This is a genomic window from Caballeronia sp. LZ062 (assembly GCF_031450785.1).
In the GTDB taxonomy this organism is placed as follows: domain Bacteria; phylum Pseudomonadota; class Gammaproteobacteria; order Burkholderiales; family Burkholderiaceae; genus Caballeronia.
Genome location: NZ_JARTWB010000002.1, coordinates 651,721 through 669,756, shown reverse-complemented (window position 1 = coordinate 669,756; position 18,036 = coordinate 651,721). Strand labels below are relative to the sequence as shown.

Here is an 18,036-nt window from a genome sequence, read left to right as displayed (position 1 = left end):
TAATTTTCGATTATACGGGATTCGCCGCGCGGCCCCGCCCGATAACGGTTTCAGCAAGCGCCCCCAGGAGTCGTCGCGTCCGCCCTGCTTTCGCGTCGGCGCAGTTTCGTGCGACAGTCGCGGGAACGGCAGCCGATCCACCGAACCACATCAAGCGAGCGAAATATCGAATGGGAGCCCTGAGCCACATCCGCGTGCTGGATCTCACCCGCGTGCTGGCGGGACCGTGGTGCGCGCAGACCTTGGCCGATCTCGGCGCGGACGTCATCAAGATCGAGCGGCCCGGCACCGGCGACGACACCCGCCACTGGGGCCCGCCGTATCTGAAGACGCCGGACGGCGAAGACACGCGCGAAGCCGCCTACTATCTGGCGGCGAACCGCAACAAGCGCTCGGTGACGGTGGATATCGCGACCGAAGAAGGCCAGCGCATCGTGCGCGAACTCGCCGCGCAAAGCGATGTGGTGCTGGAGAACTACAAGGTCGGCCAGTTGAAGAAGTACGGGCTCGACTACGAGTCGCTGAAACAGGTGAAGCCGGACATCGTCTATTGCTCGGTGACGGGCTTCGGGCAAACCGGTCCGTATGCGCAGCGCGCGGGCTACGACTTCATCATTCAGGGCATCGGCGGGTTCATGAGCATCACCGGCGAGCGCGACGGCCAGCCGGGCGGCGGCCCGCAGAAGGCCGGCGTCGCGATTGCGGACCTGATGACCGGCATGTACGCGACGGTCGGCGTGCTGGCGGCGCTGAGTCACCGCGACAGAACGGGCGAAGGCCAGTACATCGACATGGCGCTGCTCGACGTGCAAGTCGCCATGCTCGCCAACATGAACACGAACTTCCTCGCGAGCGGCAAGCCGCCGGTCCGCTGGGGCAACGCGCATCCGAACATCGTGCCGTATCAGACGTTCCAGACGAGCGATGGCTGGATCATCGTCGCAGTGGGCAACGACGGACAGTTCCGCAAGTTCGTCGAAGCGGGAGCACGCGCCGAGTTGGCCGACGACCCGCGTTTCGCGACGAACCCGTCGCGCGTGCGCAACCGCGATGTGCTCGTGCCGATTCTCGCTGATATGGTGCGCGAGCGCGGCAAGCACGCGTGGCTCGCGGCGCTCGAAGCGGCGGGCGTGCCGTGCGGGCCGATCAACGATCTCGCTGAAGTGTTCGACGACCCGCAGGTGCTCGCGCGGCGGATGCAGATCGACTTGCCGCATCCGGAAGGCGGGGCGGTGAAGCTCGTGGCGAGCCCGATCAAGATGAGCGCGACGCCGCCCGAAGCGCGCACGCATCCGCCGATGCTGGGCGAACATACCGCGAGCGTGCTGTCGGACGTCCTGGGTTACGACGACGAAGAAATCGCGCGGCTACGGGCGTCGAAGGCGATCTGAGCAGAGATCAGCGCACGCCCGCGCCGATCAGACCGCCCGCCGCCGCGCCTGCGACGGTGCCGAGCGGCCCGCCCGTCACGAGATAGCCGAGCGCGCCGCCGGCAGCGGCGCCGACGCCGGCATGCGCCTGCTGGCGCGACATCCCCGAGCACGCGGCAAGGCTCGAAACGAGTGCGGCGGCTGCGGCGAGCTTGATGGTCGTGGTAGCGATCTTCTTCATGGCTGGTTCCTTCTTCTGCTTGTGTTGTCGTTGTGATGTCTTGTTGTGTGCTGCTCGCCGGGCCGAAACCCGACGTGGCGAGCCGATCATAAAATCTGCCCGACGCGGCTCACAAGGCGATTTACGTCCCGTTACGGTCGTTACCAGCGTGTCGCGCGCCACCCGCCGGCGCCGAGGCGCAACCCGCCTGCCCGCGCCGGTTGCGTAAGGTAGAATCGACCCGATATACAGTCAAGATTCGAACCCGTTTCCGAGCCGCGCGGAACGGTTGCCGAACCGATCACACGCGAGCGCATCCGTTGGCACTCTTTTTCGCATGAACACCGATCGCAACGACGCCCCGGCGCCATCCAATTTCATCCGCAACATCATCGAAGACGACAACCGCTCCGGCAAATGGGCGCAGCGGGTCGAGACGCGTTTCCCGCCCGAGCCGAACGGCTATCTGCACATCGGCCATGCGAAGAGCATCTGCGTGAATTTCGGTCTTGCCGCGGACTACGGCGGCGTGTGCCATCTGCGTTTCGACGACACCAATCCCGAGAAGGAAAGCGTCGAGTACGTGGAGTCCATCATCGACGCCGTGAAGTGGCTCGGCTACGACTGGAACAAGGACGGCCGCGAGCACCAGTACTTCGCGAGCGACTACTACGACAAGCTGTACGAGTTCGCGGAAATGCTGATCGCGAAGGGTCAGGCCTACGTCGACAGCCAGAGCGCCGAGGAAATGCGCGCGACGCGCGGCTCGGCCACCGAAGCGGGCATCAACTCGCCGTATCGCGACCGCACGCCCGAGGAGAATCTCGACCTCTTCCGCCGCATGAAGGCGGGCGAGTTCAAGGAAGGCGAGCACGTTTTGCGCGCGAAGATCGACATGGCCTCGCCCAACTTCAACATGCGCGATCCGGTGATTTATCGCATCCGGTTCGCGCATCACTACCGTACCGGCGACAAGTGGTGCATCTACCCGATGTACGACTACGCGCATTGCGTGTCGGACGCGCTGGAAAACATCACGCATTCGCTCTGCACGCTGGAATTCGAGGATCATCGTCCGTTGTACGACTGGTTCCTCGCACAACTCGCGAATGACGGCGTGTTCAAGCGTCCGCTGCCGCAGCAAATCGAATTCTCGCGCCTGAACCTCACGTATGCGATCACGAGCAAGCGCAAGCTGCTGCAACTCGTGCAGGAGAATCACGTCGATGGCTGGGACGATCCGCGCATGCCGACCATCGTCGGCGTGCGGCGTCGCGGCTTCACGCCGGAAAGCATCCGCCTGATGGTGGAGCGTGTCGGCGTGACGAAGGTGGATTCGTGGATCGACATGAGCGTGCTCGAAGGCGCCTTGCGCGACGATCTCGACGAGAAAGCGCCGCGCGCCATCGCCGTGCTCGATCCGCTGAAGCTCGTCATCGACAATTATCCGGAAGGCCAGACCGACGAGTGCAGCGCGCCGGTGCATCCGCATCATCCGGACCGTGGCGCGCGCACTTTTCCGTTCTCGCGCGAACTGTGGATCGAGCGCGAGGACTTTCAGGAAACGCCGCCGAAGGGTTATTTCCGGCTGTTCCCGGGCAACAAGGTGCGGCTGAAGTACGGCTTCGTCGTGGAATGCACGGGCGCCGACAAGGACGAAAACGGAAACGTGACCGCCGTGCATTGCAACTACTTTCCGGACAGCAAGTCGGGCACGGAAGGCGCCAACGCGTACAAGGTCAAGGGCACGATCCATTGGGTCAGCGCGGCCACGGCCTACCCCGCCGAAGTGCGCATCTATGACCGGCTCTTCAAGGAGCCGCAGCCGGGCGCAGGCGGCGCGGAGTTTCTGGACGCGCTGAATCCGGACTCGAAGCGTGTCGTGAACGCGTATCTGGAGCCGAGCGCGCGCGAGGCGATGCCGGAAGACCGCTTCCAGTTCGAGCGGCACGGCTACTTCGTCGCGGACCGCGTCGATTCGCAGCCGGGCAAGCCCGTGTTCAACCGGATCGTCAGTCTGCGCGACAGCTGGGGCAAGCCGGCGTGACCGTCCGAAGGCTCACGCTTCGAGCGAGGACACCATGAGAGAGTCGCAAAGGCCCGCAGTTCGCATTGTCTGCGCGATGGCGGCGGCGCTTGCGCTGGCGTGCCCGGCCGCCCATGCGGCGTCGGCGCAGACTGCTGTCGATCAAATGCCGCCTTCCGCGACGCTGCGCAAGATCGCGGAAAACGGCGCCATCGTGCTGGGCACGCGCGAGTCGTCGGTTCCGTTTTCGTACATGGTGCGCCAGCAGCCCACGGGCTATTCCTACGCGATCGCGCTGAAGGTCGTCGACGAAATCAAGCGGCGGCTCGACATGCCGAAGCTCGCGGTCAGGAACGTGGTCGTCACGTCCGCGAACCGCATCTCTTATGTGGTCAACAATCAGGTCGATCTGGAATGCGGCTCGACGGCGCACATCGCCGAGCGAGATCCGCTCGTCGCGTTCTCGAACAGCATCTTCCAGTACGGCATCCGCATGGCGGTGAAGCGCAAGTCGGGCATTCGCGATTACGCGGACCTCGCCGGCAAGACCGTCGCGACCACGGCGGGCACGTCGGACGAGCGCATCCTTCGGGAAATGACCATGGAGCGCAAGCTGAACATGCGTATCATCAGCGCGCGCGATCACGCCGAAGCTTTCGCCGCGCTCAAGAACGACCGCGCGGTCGCGTTCGTGATGGACGATCCGTTGCTCTACGGGCAAATCGCCGAGCAAGGCGCGGCGCGCGGCGAATACATGGTGACGGGCGATTCGCTTGCGACCGAGACTTACGGCTGCATGATGCGCAGAGGCGATCCGGTGTTCAAGCGCATGGTTGACGACGTCATCGCGAACATGCAGCGCAGCGGCGAAGCGACGAAGCTCTACGAAGCGTGGTTCACGCAGCCTATTCCGCCCGACGGAATCAATCTGCAATTCCCGATGTCGCCGGAAATGCGAGCGCTCTTCGCGCATCCCAACGACCGAAGAGTCGATTGAGGCGCGCGTTCAGTCGAGCGTTTCGTTCAGCTCGGCGAGCGAGAGCGTCGTCTGGAAGAGCCGCGCGAGGCTGCGGCTCGCGAAGCGGTCCACTTCCGCGGGACTAACCCAGCGATACGCGTCCATCTCCGGAATCATCGTGCCGTCGCTGTAACGCGGGAAGTACGACTCGCATACGCACTTTGCGAGATCCACTTCGTCGTCGCGCACGCGCACCGCGAAAAGGTGCAAGTCCTTGTCGCGCCGATAAACGAAGCGGCCCAGGTCCTTCAGGTGTGCAAGCCGCTCGTCCGACAGCACGATGCCCGTCTCCTCGACGAGCTCACGCAACGCGGCATCGCGCGGGTTTTCCTCGGGATCAGCCTGCCCCTTCGGCACGTCCCAGTGCGCGGTTTCGGTCGCGTGGCAGAGCAGCACGTCGCCCTGTGCGTTCAGAATGACGACGCCGCACGATACGGTGCGGCCGGTCATCGCGTGTGCGCTCCGCTCGTGCTCATTGCTTTTTCAGCTTCCATTTGCCGTCGCCCTGCCGGCAGGCGGTCGGGGACCAGGTCTGGGTCTGCCCTTTCGCGTTGGCGACGAGCGTGATCTTGCGGCACTTGAGCCCGTCGGAGTCGAATGTCTCGTGCGGCGTCACGGTGCCGTTGATTGCAACCGTGTTGCCGGTGCCTTCGTTGTTCCAGTCGAGGGATTCGCCGTCCTTCTTCGTCTCGAGCGCGGTTTGCGCAGCCTTGTTGAGCGCCTGGAGATCGCGCTGCTTCATGTACGTGATCGGCGTGTTGTTCAGGAAGCCCAGGTTGGCCGCGAGAGCGCCTGCGCTGGCGACAGCGAACGCGACGGCCACGGTCGTGCGGATGCAGGCGCGAGCGGGTGCTCGATGTTGAATCGGCATGAAGTTTCTCCTCGTTGCGAAGTCGTCCGGCGTCGGCGCGTCTACCGCACGCGCGCGCCAGCCGGAGTGCAACGAGAATAGCACGAGGCGGCGGTCGGTTTTCTGACCGATCTTGGTTCGCTTGGGGAACTCGTGGTCGACCGGTACGCCGCCTCGTCTACCGCACGAGATGGCACGCGAAGAACTCGTCGAGGATATCGGTCATCTGCCAAACCGGGCACGGGCGGCGACAGTGGCCATCGTAGCCCGCTTCCTTGAGCGCGGCGAGCGGCTCTTCCGGCAAAAAGCCGCTCATCGCGATGACGAGGCGGTGCGCATCGTCGTCACGCGTGCGCAGCTCTCGCACGAGCGCATAGTTCGCGCATCCGCCGATGCGCGTGTCGATGAACAGCACCTGAGGATGCCATTCACCGACGCTTTGCCTGAGCGACGAAACGTCCGCGACGAATCGCGCGGGAAAGCCTTTGAGGTCGAACAGCTTGACGAGCGATTCGCCGAGCGCGCGCTCCGTCGATGCGACGAGTACGCGCCGTGCTTCCCGCGCGAGACGCAACTGCCTGCGGTTCCATAACGCGCATTGCGCCGTACTGGTTTCGTGTGCGCGTTTGTTCATGCGCCCTCTTTCGCGAATGAATTGGGTGCATCGCGCGCCGCGATGATGCAGACGCGCACCGCTTGCGAACGCGCCGTGGACATTCGAAGGCATAGTTCGTGAGGCGCGGCTTGCGTGGCGAATACGGGCAGGAAGCGGGCCAGTTTGAGGAGGCATTGCTATGACGTTAGCGACGCTCGCATCGCAGTTGCTCGATGCAAGGAACAAAGGCTGCGCGACGCATAGCCATCGCGCAACCGCACTAGCCAGTTTCCGGTGGAAGGCGCAGCTGCTCGGCGTGCCATTTATGAATCACCCCGAGCCCGACAGCTACAGCGATTCCGGGTCTCTGGGATCGGGATATCGCGCGCTCCTGCTGAATTTGTCTGGTCCGACAAAGAACAGCAGGGCAACGCCCGCATTCCCAACAAAGGGAACGGTGAGCAGAAACCACCACCATCCGCTCAAGCCCACATCATGCAAGCGGCGCACTATCACCGCGCTCTCGGTCCAGAACAGAAGCAGTACGAAGGCGATGGCAACGAGAGTCGGCATTAGGTCAGTGCCGATCAGCCCGCCTACATCGGCGATTTTGATCGCGATCACGATGAACGTGAAAATGCATGTTGTGATCGCGTATTCCCTGCGGCTCGCGCGACCGTTAGGCGTGAGCCGTCTTTTCAACCAGGACTTCATTGTTTGTGGATCGAATATTGGATGGAGAACTGACGCGAGCTTTGGTTCGCGCCGACTCGGCACGCAAGGCCGTCGTATCGAAGCGGTCCATCGAGCATCGAGCATCCGCTGATGCGCGGCACTCACGCAACGATGGCCGCGGGCGCGGATTGTGTAATCCGAGTGCGTGCAGGTCAATAAGCGGTCCAAAACATTACATTCTTCGAGCGTAGCGGCGCTGAGCGGACGCCGACTGCGACGCCGGTACGTTGCATAGCACGAGGAGGACTCGGAAGCGGGAGAAGCGGCACGCGCTTGCCTCCGACACAGTCGAGGCGCACGAAGAAAAAACGCCGCAGAAAGCGGCGTTAGAGACTTGCAGCAGAACGGCGTTGGACTGGCCCGCCCTACACGATTCGAACGTGTGACCTACGGCTTAGAAGGCCGTTGCTCTATCCAACTGAGCTAAGGGCGGGTGACGGCTACGCGCAGAAGTGTCGCAGCCGGGAAACCGGAGATTTTACCTCATCCGCCATGCCGCGCGGCGAGGCGCATCACACCGGTTGGGCGTGCATCATAAACCAGCCGAGGAAGAAGATGCCCGCGATCACGCAATACACGCCGAACGACGCGAGCTTGCCGTGACCTTCGAAATAGCGCATCAGAAAGCGCACGCTCAGGTAAGCGGCGATGCCCGTCAGCACGCCGCCGAGCAACGCATCGAACAACTGGCCCGGTGCGTGAAAGAGCTTCGGCAATTCGAGCACGCCCGCCGCGAAAATGATCGGCGTGCCGAGCAGAAAGGAGAATTCGGCCGCCGCTTCGGCCGTCAGACCGGCGCCGACGCCCGCGATCATCGTGAGACCGCTGCGCGAGAAGCCCGGAATCAGCGCGCCGATCTGCGCCAGACCGACCAGAAACGCCTGCTTGAACGTGAGTTTTTCCGGCGCACGCGCGGCACGGCTGCGTTGCAGGCGATCGCCCAGCCACAGCAGCACGCCGTTGACGATGAGCGCCGCGGCGACGATGCGCAAATCATGAAAGATCGCCTCGAGCCGCTTTTCCAGCAACAAGCCGACGATACCCGTCGGAATCGTGCCGATGATGAGCGCCCACATCATGTGCGCGTCTTCGTTGCGGCGTCCGCCGAACGACGCGAACCAGCCGCCGATCAGCGCAATCCAGCGTTTGCGGAAATACCAGAGCAGCGCGAGCGCCGTGCCGAGATGCAGCGCCACGAGAAACGGCAGCAGTTGCGGCGCGTGCTTGTCGATATGCATGCCGATGAGGCCGGGAACCAGCAATGTATGGCCGAGGCTGCTGACCGGAAACAGTTCGGTTACGCCTTGAAGCACGCTGAGAAATACGAGAAACCAGAGAGTCACGCGTCGGTCCTTGTCGTGAAGAAAATGAAGGACGCGCCGCGGATTGCTCACGAGCGCCGTACGGCACTGAGCAGAGACAGATGCGGGAAAAATGGTGCGGCGCGCAAGTCGGGACCGATTATGCCTAGGGGAAAACCCAGCGCCAAGCGGCTTGCGCACACAAATACACACCGACAGGAAAACGTCGGCAAGATGGAAAAGTAAAGAAAGAAAGCTAGAAGCCTATCGAAAGGAACGCGCGAGCGCGCTTCCGTCGCTTACCGCTTCAGCTTGTAGAGAAAGACCGCCGTGCTCCCGCCGAAGAGGCTGAAGATCGCGACGCCCATTGCCATCGCCAGATCCATGTTAACTCCTGTCCGTCTGGTTCCTCACATTGGAAACGTATAACAACACATCGCCGTTGCGCCGGGCAGTCGCAGTTTCCCGCAAAGGGTTTATGCGTAGAACAATCCAAGGCAGAATCGACGAATCCCGAAACCAGTCGGCCAATGAACGGAGTGCGTTGCCACCATGTCATCCGAGAAAGACGTCATCGAAATCGAACGCGACGGCGCGGTCATTCAACTCGCGCCGCATGCGGGCGGGCGGCTCATGACCTGGCGCGTCGGCGGCGAGCCGGTCATTCACTGGCCGGCGACGCTCGATGAAGCCGCCTGGTCGAATGCCGCGAAGATTCGCGGCGGGAATCCGCTCTTGTTCCCGTTTCTCGGCCGACATTTCGTCGATGGCGAAATCGGCAAATGGCGCGATCCGGACGGCGTCGTGCATACGCTGCCCACGCACGGCTTCGCGCGCAACCTGCCCTTCTCTTCCACACGCGATGCCGACGGCCACGGCCTGCGCATGACGCTCGTGGACAGCGACGCTACCCGCGAGGGCTATCCGTTCGCGTTCCGTTTCGAAGCGGCCTACCGCCTCGTCGATGCGGTGACGCTCGATGTCGAACTCACGACGTCGAATCCGGGCGAAGTCGCGCTGCCGTATTACGCGGGACATCACTTCTACTTTCATCTGCCGCACGATCAACGCGGCGAGAGCAGCGTCGAGTTGCCGCGCACAGAGCGGCGGCGTCAGTTGCCGGACGGCTCCATCACCGATGCCGAGACCGGCGCACCGCGTTATTCGCTGGCGGACGCGAGTATTGTCGACTGCTTCCATTGCCTGACCGGGCCTTCCGACGAACCGGTGCGGCTTGTGCTGCCGAGCGGCACCGTGAGTTTCGAGCTGCAACAGCCGGACTCGGTGCCGTGGTACGCCGTCACGACGTGGACGGAATCCGATACATCGGACTTCTATTGCGTCGAACCTTGGATCGGCCTTCCGGACGCCATCCACAACGGCCGCGGCCTGCGCTGGCTCGCGCCGGGCAAGACCGAGACGGCGTCGCTTCGTCTGGTAGTGACGCCCTCGCAATAAGCGCAACGCGTGCGCCGGCTCACGGCGCCATTCGGTGCGGAGAAATCCGAGACGGTAGAATCCCGCCTTCCGATTCGCCGCGCCTCGACGCGCGGCGGCGCTTTACGAGGTCAGGTTTTGCAGAAAAGAATTGGACAGGCCGTCCGCGCATCGGTCATCGCATCGTTGATCGCCGTGCTCGCCGCGTGTGGATCAGCCCCGGTCGCGCCGGGCTACTATCGCGTGCAGCGCGGCGACACGCTCTCGAAGATCGCGCGCGAAAACCGCACGTCGACCAGAAACATCACGCGCTGGAACGCGCTCACGAACCCCGACGCCATCGAAGTCGGCCAGGTGCTGCGCGTCGCGCCGCCTGCGGGCAGCGCGAGCGCGTCCGGCGCGGCGTCGGCGGGCGCAGCCGCGACCGCAAAGAGCGAAGCAAAGGCCGATGCACCCGCGAAGCCGGGACCGGGCGTCTCACTGGTATGGCCGGCGCAAGGGAGCGTGATTCGCAGCTTCGACGGCAAGAACTCGAAGGGCATCGACATTGCGAATTCGGCGGGCACGCCGGTCGTCGCGGCGGCGGCGGGCAGCGTCGTCTATGCAGGCAACGGCTTGCGCGGCTACGGCAACATGCTGATCGTCAAACATAACGACGACTACCTGACCGCCTACGCCCACAATCGCACGCTGCTCGTGAAGGAAGGCCAGACTGTGCAGCAGGGACAGCAGATTGCGGAGATGGGCGACACCGACAGCGATCGCACCATGCTGCACTTCGAGGTGCGCTACATGGGCCGCTCGACGGACCCGTCGCGCTATTTGCCGCCGCGCTAGAAGCCGGCGGCCGTTACGAGGAAGAGGGATGAGATCGAGAAAGACGATGACCGCGGCCGCGCTCTTTGCGGCGGCGGCGCTGAGCGGCGCGCTGGCCGGCTGCGCACACACCGCCACGATGACCTACCTGCCGTCGGGCGACACGGGCTTTGCGATCAACTGCAGCGGCAGCGACGCGAGCACGAGCTGGGCGGCGTGCTACAAGCAGGCCGGCGAAGTGTGCGGCGCGTACGGCTACGACGTGGTTTCGAAAGACGCCGACAACGGCGCGACGTCGGGCGGATCGGTGGCGGGAATCTTCGGCGCAAACATCAAGAATCGTTCGATGGTGATTCGCTGCAAGCAGTAAGTCACACGGGCCTCAGGCATCCGACGGCGTGGTGCGAGCGCCCTTTCGCGTGCGCCAGTGGCCGGACGCCGGATCGATATGCGCGGCGAACACGAAAAGCGAAGCGAGCGCGACAGGCGCGACAGTGGCGAAGACCCACAACAGATTCATGGCGGAGCCGGGTTGCGACGAGTGCTTCGATGATAGCTGCGCCGCAAAAATTCCGCTTAAACGAACGCCAGAGCCGCAAGTCCGGAACTTATGACCGGTTCGCGGGTTAGTCGAATGGTCGCGCCGCGTCTCACTGCGGCTGAGTCGGCGCGATGAGCATAGATGGCGGGCGCGTATCGGTCGGGACGCCGTGGTAATCGGGCGGATCTTGCGGCGGGTGCTTCTGGCTGGACGAATCGGCGCATGCGGACAGCGTGAGTGCGAGAGCGGCCAGGCAAGCGAACGGCAAAACGATACGCGGCATGAGGTTTCCCTGAAAAGACGAAGGGGTTACAAGCCGAGACTTGTAACCCCTTCGTTGTATCGTGGTCGGAGCGAAAGGATTCGAACCTTCGACCCTCTGATCCCAAATCAGATGCGCTACCAGGCTGCGCTACGCTCCGACGAGCCGCGTATTGTAGCGTCGATGCCTCATAACCGCAAATGCGTCTACCGGAAGCAGGCACGCAACGTTCTAATCCACCTGCAAACAGGCCATTCCTACTGGAGACGATCGATGAACCTCATTCTCTGGCGTCACGCCGAAGCGGAAGACCAGGCGTCGAGCGACCTCGCGCGCCAGCTCACGTCGCGCGGGCGCAAGCAGGCACAAGGCATGGCGAAGTGGCTGAGGGCGCGCATCGGCGACGACGCGATCTTTCTCGCCAGTCCCGCGACGCGCACGATCCAGACGGCCGAAGCGTTCGGCGACCGCTATCGCGTGGTGGACGATCTCGCGCCCGGCAAGACCGCGAAGAACGTCCTCGACGCCGCCGGCTGGCCGGATGGCGCCGGACAGACCGTCGTGGTAATCGGCCATCAGCCGACGCTCGGGCGCGTGGCCGCGTTGCTTCTGACCGGACACGAAGCGGAATGGCCGGTCAAAAAAAGCGGCATCTGGTGGTTTCAGGGCCGCACACGCAGCGGCGACGGCCAGATCGTGGTGCGCGCGGTGATGTGTCCGGACCTGCTTTGAGCGTGTAATTTGGCGCGTCGTTGCGGCATGTGTCGTTTCATCGAAACGTCACTGCCAAGCCATGCGAGCGTCACCCGGCCTCCTTACATTGGCGGAAATCGAGTCACCTTTCCGCCGAGGAATGCCAATGCAAGATTCGCCGACGCCCTTCCTGCAATCCGCAGCGTCATCGCTCTCGCTCGATTCGCGCCGCCGCCTTCCGCGCACCGCCGAAACCGTCACGGGCCAGCACCGGCTGCAGGTCGCATGGGCGCGCTCGGACGACGCGCTGCGCGAGGCGCAACGGCTGCGCTACCGCGTGTTCGCCGAAGAGATGGGCGCGCATCTGTCGGGCCCTGCCGGGCTTGACGTCGACGCCTTCGACGCCTACTGCGACCACCTGCTCGTGCGCGATCTCGACACGCTCAAAGTGGTCGGCACGTATCGCGTGTTGCCGCCGCATCAGGCCGCGCGCATCGGCCGGCTCTACGCGGAAAGCGAATTCGACGTGTCGCGCCTCACGCATCTGCGCCCCAAGCTCGTGGAGGTGGGCCGTTCGTGCGTGCATCCGGACTATCGCAACGGCGCGGTCATCATGTCGCTGTGGGGCGGGCTCGCCACGTACATGATGCAGAACGGTTACGAGACGATGCTCGGTTGCACGAGCGTCGGCATGAACGATGGCGGCCACTACGCAGCGAATCTGTACTGCTCGCTGCCCGCCGACGCACTCACCGCGCACGAGTACCGCGCGTTCGCGCATACGCCGCTGCCGGTCGAGGAATTGCGCACGGGCGTAGCCGTCAGCCCGCCGCCGCTCGTCAAGGGCTATCTGCGCCTCGGCGCGAAGATTTGCGGCGCGCCCGCGTGGGACCCCGACTTCAACACGGCGGACTTTCTGACGCTCTTCCGGCTCTCGGACATCAACGCGCGTTATGCGCGGCACTTCATGGGCGATGCGGGACGCTGACCATCATCGGGCGGTCGCTTAATCGGTGTAGACGACGCGATACGGCCGCCCGATCTTTTCCCATTCCATGGCTTCCTGCGCGAGGCTGTAGTCGGTGAGCGGATTGTTCGTCACCCAGTCGCTCGGCAAACGCACCTCGAAGCCGCCGCCCGCCGTTTTCACCTCGATGCCGGGCAGGCCGACATCCGTGCGGCGCCGCGACAGAAGCGCGGCGAGTCGCAGGCAGAACAGCAGCGTCCAGTCGACACCACGCGCCTGCGCGAGCTTGCCGAGCTTGCCCGCGTGACCGAGCACGAGCGCCGCGAGCCGCGCCTGATCCGTGCGCGAAAAGCCGGGCATGTCGGCGTTGCTCGTGATGTACGCCGAATGCTTGTGATAGGCGCTATGCGCGATCGACAAGCCGATCTCATGCAGCGACGCCGCCCACGCGAGAAACATGCGGTTCTCCGCGCTGCGCTCCCCGTCCGGCTCGCCGAGCTGATCGTAGAAGCTGATCGCCAGATTGCCGATGCGCTCGGCCTGCGCGGCATCGACGCCATAACGGCGCTTGAAGCCTTCGACCGTCACCGTGCGCATGTCCTGATGCTGCGAGCGGCCGAGCAGGTCGTACAGCACGCCGAGCCGCAGCGCGGCGTCGGTCGTATCGACGTATTCGATACCGAGTTCCTCGAACACACCGAGCATGATGGAAAGCCCGCCCGCCAGCACCGGAATGCGGTCCGGCTTCAACGCAACGAGCTTCAGCCGATTCACGTTCTCCGCCTTGATGAGCGCGCGCTTCAGGCGCTCCAGCCCGCCGCGCGAAATGCCGTGCGTGTACTCGGGATCGTTGAAGCCGTTCGCCTCGACCAGTTCGGCGAGCGCCCGCGCCGTGCCCGACGAGCCGATCGCCTGATCCCAGCCCGTCTGCTTGTATTCGCGCGAAATGATCTGAATCTCGCGCTTGGCGGCGAGTTCGGCCTGGCGCATCGTGTATTCGTCCACGTTGCCGGCCGGGAAGAACTGGCGGCTGTGGCTCACGCAGCCGATATAGAGGCTCTCCATGTGAATCGGCGTGTAATGCGCGCCGATGATGAACTCGGTCGATCCGCCGCCGATATCCACGACGAGCCGCTTGCCCGCGCTCGCCGGCACCGAATGCGCCGCGCCTGCGTAGATAAGACGCGCTTCCTCGCGGCCCGCGATCACTTCGATCGGAAAACCAAGCGCGATCTCGGCTTCGATGAGAAAGTCGTGCGCGTTCTTCGCGACGCGCAGCGTGTTGGTGGCGACCGCGCGCACCTGATCCGGGTGGAAGTCGCGCAGACGCTCGCCGAAACGCTTGAGCGCATCCCAGCCGCGCAACTGCGACGCGCGGTCGAGCATCTTGTCCTTCGAGAGTCCGGCTGCGAGGCGAACCGGCTCGCGCAACGCGTCGACCTGATAGATCTGGCTGCCAGCGGGCGTTTCCTCGACCCGGCCGACGATCAGCCGGAAACTGTTCGATCCGAGGTCGACGGCGGCGAGAAGATGGGGATGTGTGACCATCGGATATCCGGAAATCGTGAAGTGAGAACTGCGCGCGTCAAGGGCACGCGGCCGAAACACACGGATTCTATTTCATGCGGGCGCGCACGCGCCCTGCTAGCGACGCTATTCGCAATGTGAGTAGAATTTGTGAAAATCGTTCTGTCACAATAAAGACATCCTAGTGTGAGATCATCCGAACGCTTTTCTGCCCTTCCGATCGAGACACCTTACGCCCAGCCGATGTCCATACGTTATCCGCTCTTCAACCGTGAACTAGGCATCTTAGGTTTCAACGAGCGGGTACTGGCGCAAGCGGCCGACACATCGGTGCCGTTGCTGGAGCGCCTGCGCTTTATTTGCATCACCAGCAGCAATCTCGACGAATTTTTCGAAGTCCGCATGGCCGGCCTTCAGGAGCAGATGCGCGACAACCCCGGCACGCTCTCGCCGGACGGCATGTCGCTGCAACACGTCTACGATCTCGTCTCCGAACGCGCGCAACGCCTCGTTCATCAACAATACGCGATGCTGCACGAGACCGTATTGCCGGCGCTCGAAATGGAAGGTATCTATTTTCATGGCGCGGAAAGCTGGACGGAGCAGCAGACCGCGTGGGCGCGCGAATATTTTCAGAACGAACTGCTGCCGGTGCTGACGCCGATCGGGCTCGATCCCGCGCATCCTTTTCCGCGCGTGCTGAACAAGAGCCTGAACTTCGTCGTCGAACTGGAAGGCACCGACGCGTTCGGCCGTCAGGCGATGATGGGCATCGTGCAGGCGCCGCGCGCGCTGCCGCGCCTCGTGCGCATGCCGGAGGCGCTCTCGGGTTATCCGCATGGTTTCGTGCTGCTGAGTTCTTTCATGCAGCACTTCGTGAGCGAACTGTTTCCGCATCTGACGGTGCGCAATTGCAATCAGTTTCGCATCACGCGCAATAGCGAGCTTTTCGTCGACGAAGACGAAATCACGAATCTGCGCGTCGCGTTGCAGGGCGAACTGCCCGCGCGGCATCTCGGCAATGCGGTGCGGCTGGAAGTCTCGGCGGAAACGCCGCCGCATCTCATCCGCCGCCTGCTCGACGAAAGCCAGCTGAATCCGCGCGACTGCTATCGCGTGAACGGCCCGGTCAATCTTGTGCGACTCATGCAGTTGCCCGAAATGGTGGACCGGCCGGACCTCAAATTCGTGCCGCATATTCCGTCGGTGCCGAAGTCGATTGCGAACACGACGAATCTCTTCGACGCCATCGATCAGGGCGACATTCTGCTGCATCATCCGTACGAGAGCTTTCAGCCCGTGCTGGAACTGCTGCTGCAAGCGGCCAAAGACCCGCAAGTGGTGGCGATCAAGCAAACCATCTATCGCACGGGCACCGATTCGCCGTTGATGGACGCGCTCATGCAAGCGGCGCGCAACGGCAAGGAAGTGACCGTGGTCGTCGAACTGCTCGCGCGCTTCGACGAGGAAACGAACATCAACTGGGCGTCGCAGCTCGAAGCGGTAGGCGCGCATGTCGTGTACGGCGTGGTCGGCCACAAGTGCCACGCCAAGATGATGCTGATCGTGCGGCGCGTGTCGCACGGCGGCAAGAGCGTGCTCAAGCGGTACGCGCATCTCGGCACGGGCAACTATCATCCGCGCACGGCGCGCCTTTACACCGACTTCGGCCTCATGACCGCCGATCAGCAAATGTGCGAAGACGTGCATCATGTCTTTCAGCAGCTGACGGGCATCGGCGGCGAGCTTGCGCTGCATCAGCTATGGCAGTCGCCGTTCACGCTGCATGCGAAGCTGATCGAGGCGATCCGCGCCGAAGCCGAACATGCCCGCGCGGGCCGCCGGGCGCGCATCGTCGCGAAGATGAACGCGCTGCTGGAGCCGACCGTGATCGCGGCGCTCTACGAGGCATCGCATGCGGGCGTCAAGATCGATCTGATCGTGCGCGGCGTGTGTTCGCTGAAACCGGGCGTCGAAGATCTGTCCGAGAACATCACGGTGCGCTCGATCGTCGGGCGTTTCCTCGAGCATCACCGCATCTTCTATTTTTATGCGAACGGCAAGGAAGACGTGTATCTGTCGAGCGCCGACTGGATGGATCGCAATTTCTTTCGACGCGTGGAAGTGGCGTTCCCGATCCGCGACCGGCGTCTCAAGCGCCGCGTGATCGCGGAAGGCTTGTCGGTGTGCCTCGGCGACAATCAGTCCGCGTGGGTCATGCAAAGCGACGGGCACTATCGCAAGCGCCGTTCGGGCAAAGCGCTGCGCAATGCGCAGTTGGGATTGCTCGCGAAGTTCTGTTCGTAATGCGTGAGAGGCGAGACGGCGCGCAACGCGCCGTCGAATGACTCAAGCCGCCACGGATTTACGCAGTGCCGTGCGCGACGCAGGAAAGCGCACGATGAACGTACTGCCCCGCCCCACTTCGCTCTTCACGTCGAGATCCGCATGATGCCGTTGCAGCACATGCTTGCAGATGGCGAGGCCCAGTCCCGTGCCGCCAGTATCGCGCGAACGGCTTCGGTCCACGCGATAGAAGCGCTCCGTCAAGCGCGGAATATGCTCGGCCGGAATGCCTAAGCCGCTGTCGCGCACGGTGAAGACCGCGCGACCGTCCACGCGCTCCCATGAGACGTCGATGCTGCCGCCGTCCGGCGTGTAGCGCACCGCGTTTGTCACGAGATTGCCGAACGCGCTCACCAGTTCCGTTTCCGCGCCGGCCACCGTCAGCGCGTCGTCGTTATGAAACTGGATGCGATGACGCCCGGCCGAAAGACTATTGGCGTCGTCTTCCAGATGACGCAAAACCGCGCGCATGTCGAGCAGTTCGTCGCCGGGCGGGCGCACGTCGCCTTCGAGATTCGCGAGCACCAACAGATCGCGCACGATGTTCTGCATACGCATGGCCTGCTGATTCATCATGTCCAGATAGCGCGCGCGGTCGGCCTCGTCGAGCGGCAATTCGCGCATCGTTTCGAGAAAGCCCGAAAGCACGGTGAGCGGCGTCTTCAGTTCGTGCGACACGTTTGCGACGAAATCGCGCCGCATGGAATCCGTCCGCTCCAGCTCAGTAATGTCTTGCGTGAGAATCAGCTTGCGATTCTCGCCGTACGGAAACACCTGAACCGAGATGCTCCGCTGCCGGTTCGCGCCCATGCCGCGCATGATGAGCATCTCTTCGTAACGGTGCGAATTCAGATAACGAATGAAATCCGGATGACGCACGAGATGCGTGATGTGCTGCCGCAGATCGCGCTTGGCGTCGAGCCCGAAGTGCTTCTCCGCGATGGCGTTGCACCATTCGATCTGGTCGTGATCGTCCAGCATCGCCACGCCGTTGGGCGATGCCTGAATCGCCTGGATGAAGCGTGAATGCTGCTGCTCGACCTGACGCACCTGCGCGTGCCAGCGCTTCGCGAGCTTATGCAGGCGGTAATAGATCTCGCCCCAGATGCCGAGCGCGCTGGGCACCTGACCGTACACCGGCGCATCGAGCAGACGCCAAAGCCGTTGCGTGTGATACGTGTTCACGAAGCTCTGCACGACGAGCATGACGACCGCGAATGCGAGCGCGACACGCACACCCGCGAGTGCGCCGATCGCGGCGGACAACGCCGCGAGGAGCGCGAGGGACACGATGGAACGCGTCCAGATGATGTTCATGTTGTCGGGAGATCG

At 63.4% G+C, this 18,036-nt stretch carries 18 protein-coding genes and 2 tRNA genes; 9 read left to right on the top strand and 11 right to left on the bottom strand.

Translation table 11 applies throughout. The features are described from left to right. Positions 1 to 170: 170 nt before the first annotated feature. Positions 171 to 1,391 (top strand): CaiB/BaiF CoA-transferase family protein, encoded by a 1,221-nt coding sequence (locus P9239_RS09190; RefSeq protein WP_309750155.1) that lies wholly within the window; start codon positions 171 to 173, stop codon positions 1,389 to 1,391. Positions 1,392 to 1,398: 7 nt separating this feature from the next. Here P9239_RS09190 and P9239_RS09185 read toward each other — a convergent pair whose 3' ends face one another. Then, entirely contained in the window at positions 1,399 to 1,611 is a 213-nt protein-coding gene (locus tag P9239_RS09185; protein WP_248320184.1) for an ornithine carbamoyltransferase, read from the bottom strand. 316 nt (positions 1,612 to 1,927) lie between these two features. On the opposite strand from P9239_RS09185, the gene P9239_RS09180 reads away from it, so the two are divergent. Together P9239_RS09180 and P9239_RS09175 are read left to right on the top strand one after the other, a co-directional pair. After that, positions 1,928 to 3,637 (top strand): glutamine--tRNA ligase/YqeY domain fusion protein, encoded by a 1,710-nt coding sequence (locus P9239_RS09180; RefSeq protein WP_309750154.1) that lies wholly within the window; start codon positions 1,928 to 1,930, stop codon positions 3,635 to 3,637. 34 nt (positions 3,638 to 3,671) lie between these two features. Next, complete coding sequence (locus P9239_RS09175; RefSeq protein ID WP_309750152.1) at positions 3,672 to 4,613, top strand: transporter substrate-binding domain-containing protein; 942 nt, start codon at positions 3,672 to 3,674, stop codon at positions 4,611 to 4,613. Between the two features lie 9 nt (positions 4,614 to 4,622). Here the strand turns inward: P9239_RS09175 and P9239_RS09170 are convergent, their stop codons facing one another. The 6 genes from P9239_RS09170 to P9239_RS09145 form a co-directional block, all read right to left on the bottom strand. Next, positions 4,623 to 5,084, bottom strand: coding sequence for an NUDIX hydrolase (locus P9239_RS09170; protein ID WP_309750151.1), 462 nt, complete (start codon positions 5,082 to 5,084; stop codon positions 4,623 to 4,625). A 22-nt stretch (positions 5,085 to 5,106) separates the two neighbouring features. Further along, the gene (locus tag P9239_RS09165) at positions 5,107 to 5,505 is read right to left on the bottom strand and encodes an RT0821/Lpp0805 family surface protein (RefSeq protein WP_309750150.1); all 399 of its coding nucleotides are present in this window, start codon (positions 5,503 to 5,505) and stop codon (positions 5,107 to 5,109) included. A gap of 157 nt (positions 5,506 to 5,662) precedes the next feature. Continuing rightward, positions 5,663 to 6,118: a response regulator gene (locus tag P9239_RS09160; RefSeq protein WP_309750149.1), complete on the bottom strand. Its 456-nt coding sequence runs from the start codon at positions 6,116 to 6,118 to the stop codon at positions 5,663 to 5,665. Positions 6,119 to 6,427: 309 nt separating this feature from the next. Further along, on the bottom strand, positions 6,428 to 6,793 hold the full coding sequence (locus tag P9239_RS09155) for a DUF805 domain-containing protein (RefSeq protein WP_309750148.1): 366 nt from the start codon (positions 6,791 to 6,793) through the stop codon (positions 6,428 to 6,430). 377 nt (positions 6,794 to 7,170) lie between these two features. After that, a tRNA-Arg gene (locus P9239_RS09150) sits at positions 7,171 to 7,247 on the bottom strand. Between the two features lie 79 nt (positions 7,248 to 7,326). Then, the gene (locus tag P9239_RS09145; protein WP_309750147.1) at positions 7,327 to 8,157 is read right to left on the bottom strand and encodes an undecaprenyl-diphosphate phosphatase; all 831 of its coding nucleotides are present in this window, start codon (positions 8,155 to 8,157) and stop codon (positions 7,327 to 7,329) included. A gap of 510 nt (positions 8,158 to 8,667) precedes the next feature. Between P9239_RS09145 and P9239_RS09140 the strand changes: the two genes are divergently transcribed. From P9239_RS09140 to P9239_RS09130, 3 genes are all read left to right on the top strand, one after another. Then, positions 8,668 to 9,573 (top strand): aldose epimerase, encoded by a 906-nt coding sequence (locus tag P9239_RS09140; protein WP_309750146.1) that lies wholly within the window; start codon positions 8,668 to 8,670, stop codon positions 9,571 to 9,573. Between the two features lie 117 nt (positions 9,574 to 9,690). Continuing rightward, positions 9,691 to 10,389, top strand: a complete 699-nt coding sequence (locus P9239_RS09135; RefSeq protein WP_404980049.1) for a peptidoglycan DD-metalloendopeptidase family protein — start codon at positions 9,691 to 9,693, stop codon at positions 10,387 to 10,389. Between the two features lie 28 nt (positions 10,390 to 10,417). Then, positions 10,418 to 10,738 carry a hypothetical protein gene (locus P9239_RS09130; protein WP_404980050.1) on the top strand — a complete coding sequence of 107 codons (321 nt, stop codon included), beginning with the start codon at positions 10,418 to 10,420 and terminating at the stop codon, positions 10,736 to 10,738. A 12-nt stretch (positions 10,739 to 10,750) separates the two neighbouring features. On the opposite strand, the gene P9239_RS09125 is transcribed toward P9239_RS09130, so the two are convergent. Both P9239_RS09125 and P9239_RS09120 read right to left on the bottom strand, forming a co-directional pair. Further along, positions 10,751 to 10,888: a hypothetical protein gene (locus tag P9239_RS09125; RefSeq protein WP_309750145.1), complete on the bottom strand. Its 138-nt coding sequence runs from the start codon at positions 10,886 to 10,888 to the stop codon at positions 10,751 to 10,753. 366 nt (positions 10,889 to 11,254) lie between these two features. Further along, positions 11,255 to 11,331, bottom strand: a tRNA-Pro gene (locus tag P9239_RS09120). 113 nt (positions 11,332 to 11,444) lie between these two features. Between P9239_RS09120 and P9239_RS09115 the strand changes: the two genes are divergently transcribed. Together P9239_RS09115 and P9239_RS09110 are read left to right on the top strand one after the other, a co-directional pair. Continuing rightward, positions 11,445 to 11,903, top strand: a complete 459-nt coding sequence (locus P9239_RS09115) for a histidine phosphatase family protein (RefSeq protein ID WP_309750144.1) — start codon at positions 11,445 to 11,447, stop codon at positions 11,901 to 11,903. A gap of 127 nt (positions 11,904 to 12,030) precedes the next feature. Beyond that, the gene (locus tag P9239_RS09110; RefSeq protein WP_309750143.1) at positions 12,031 to 12,852 is read left to right on the top strand and encodes a GNAT family N-acyltransferase; all 822 of its coding nucleotides are present in this window, start codon (positions 12,031 to 12,033) and stop codon (positions 12,850 to 12,852) included. A gap of 18 nt (positions 12,853 to 12,870) precedes the next feature. On the opposite strand, the gene ppx is transcribed toward P9239_RS09110, so the two are convergent. After that, positions 12,871 to 14,379, bottom strand: a complete 1,509-nt coding sequence (ppx, locus tag P9239_RS09105; protein ID WP_309750142.1) for an exopolyphosphatase — start codon at positions 14,377 to 14,379, stop codon at positions 12,871 to 12,873. A 222-nt stretch (positions 14,380 to 14,601) separates the two neighbouring features. Here ppx and ppk1 point away from each other — a divergent pair, with 222 nt between their 5' ends. Beyond that, on the top strand, positions 14,602 to 16,665 hold the full coding sequence (ppk1, locus tag P9239_RS09100; protein WP_309750141.1) for a polyphosphate kinase 1: 2,064 nt from the start codon (positions 14,602 to 14,604) through the stop codon (positions 16,663 to 16,665). Positions 16,666 to 16,707: 42 nt separating this feature from the next. Here the strand turns inward: ppk1 and phoR are convergent, their stop codons facing one another. After that, positions 16,708 to 18,021, bottom strand: coding sequence for a phosphate regulon sensor histidine kinase PhoR (gene phoR / locus P9239_RS09095; RefSeq protein WP_309750140.1), 1,314 nt, complete (start codon positions 18,019 to 18,021; stop codon positions 16,708 to 16,710). Between the last annotated feature and the right edge of the window lie 15 nt (positions 18,022 to 18,036).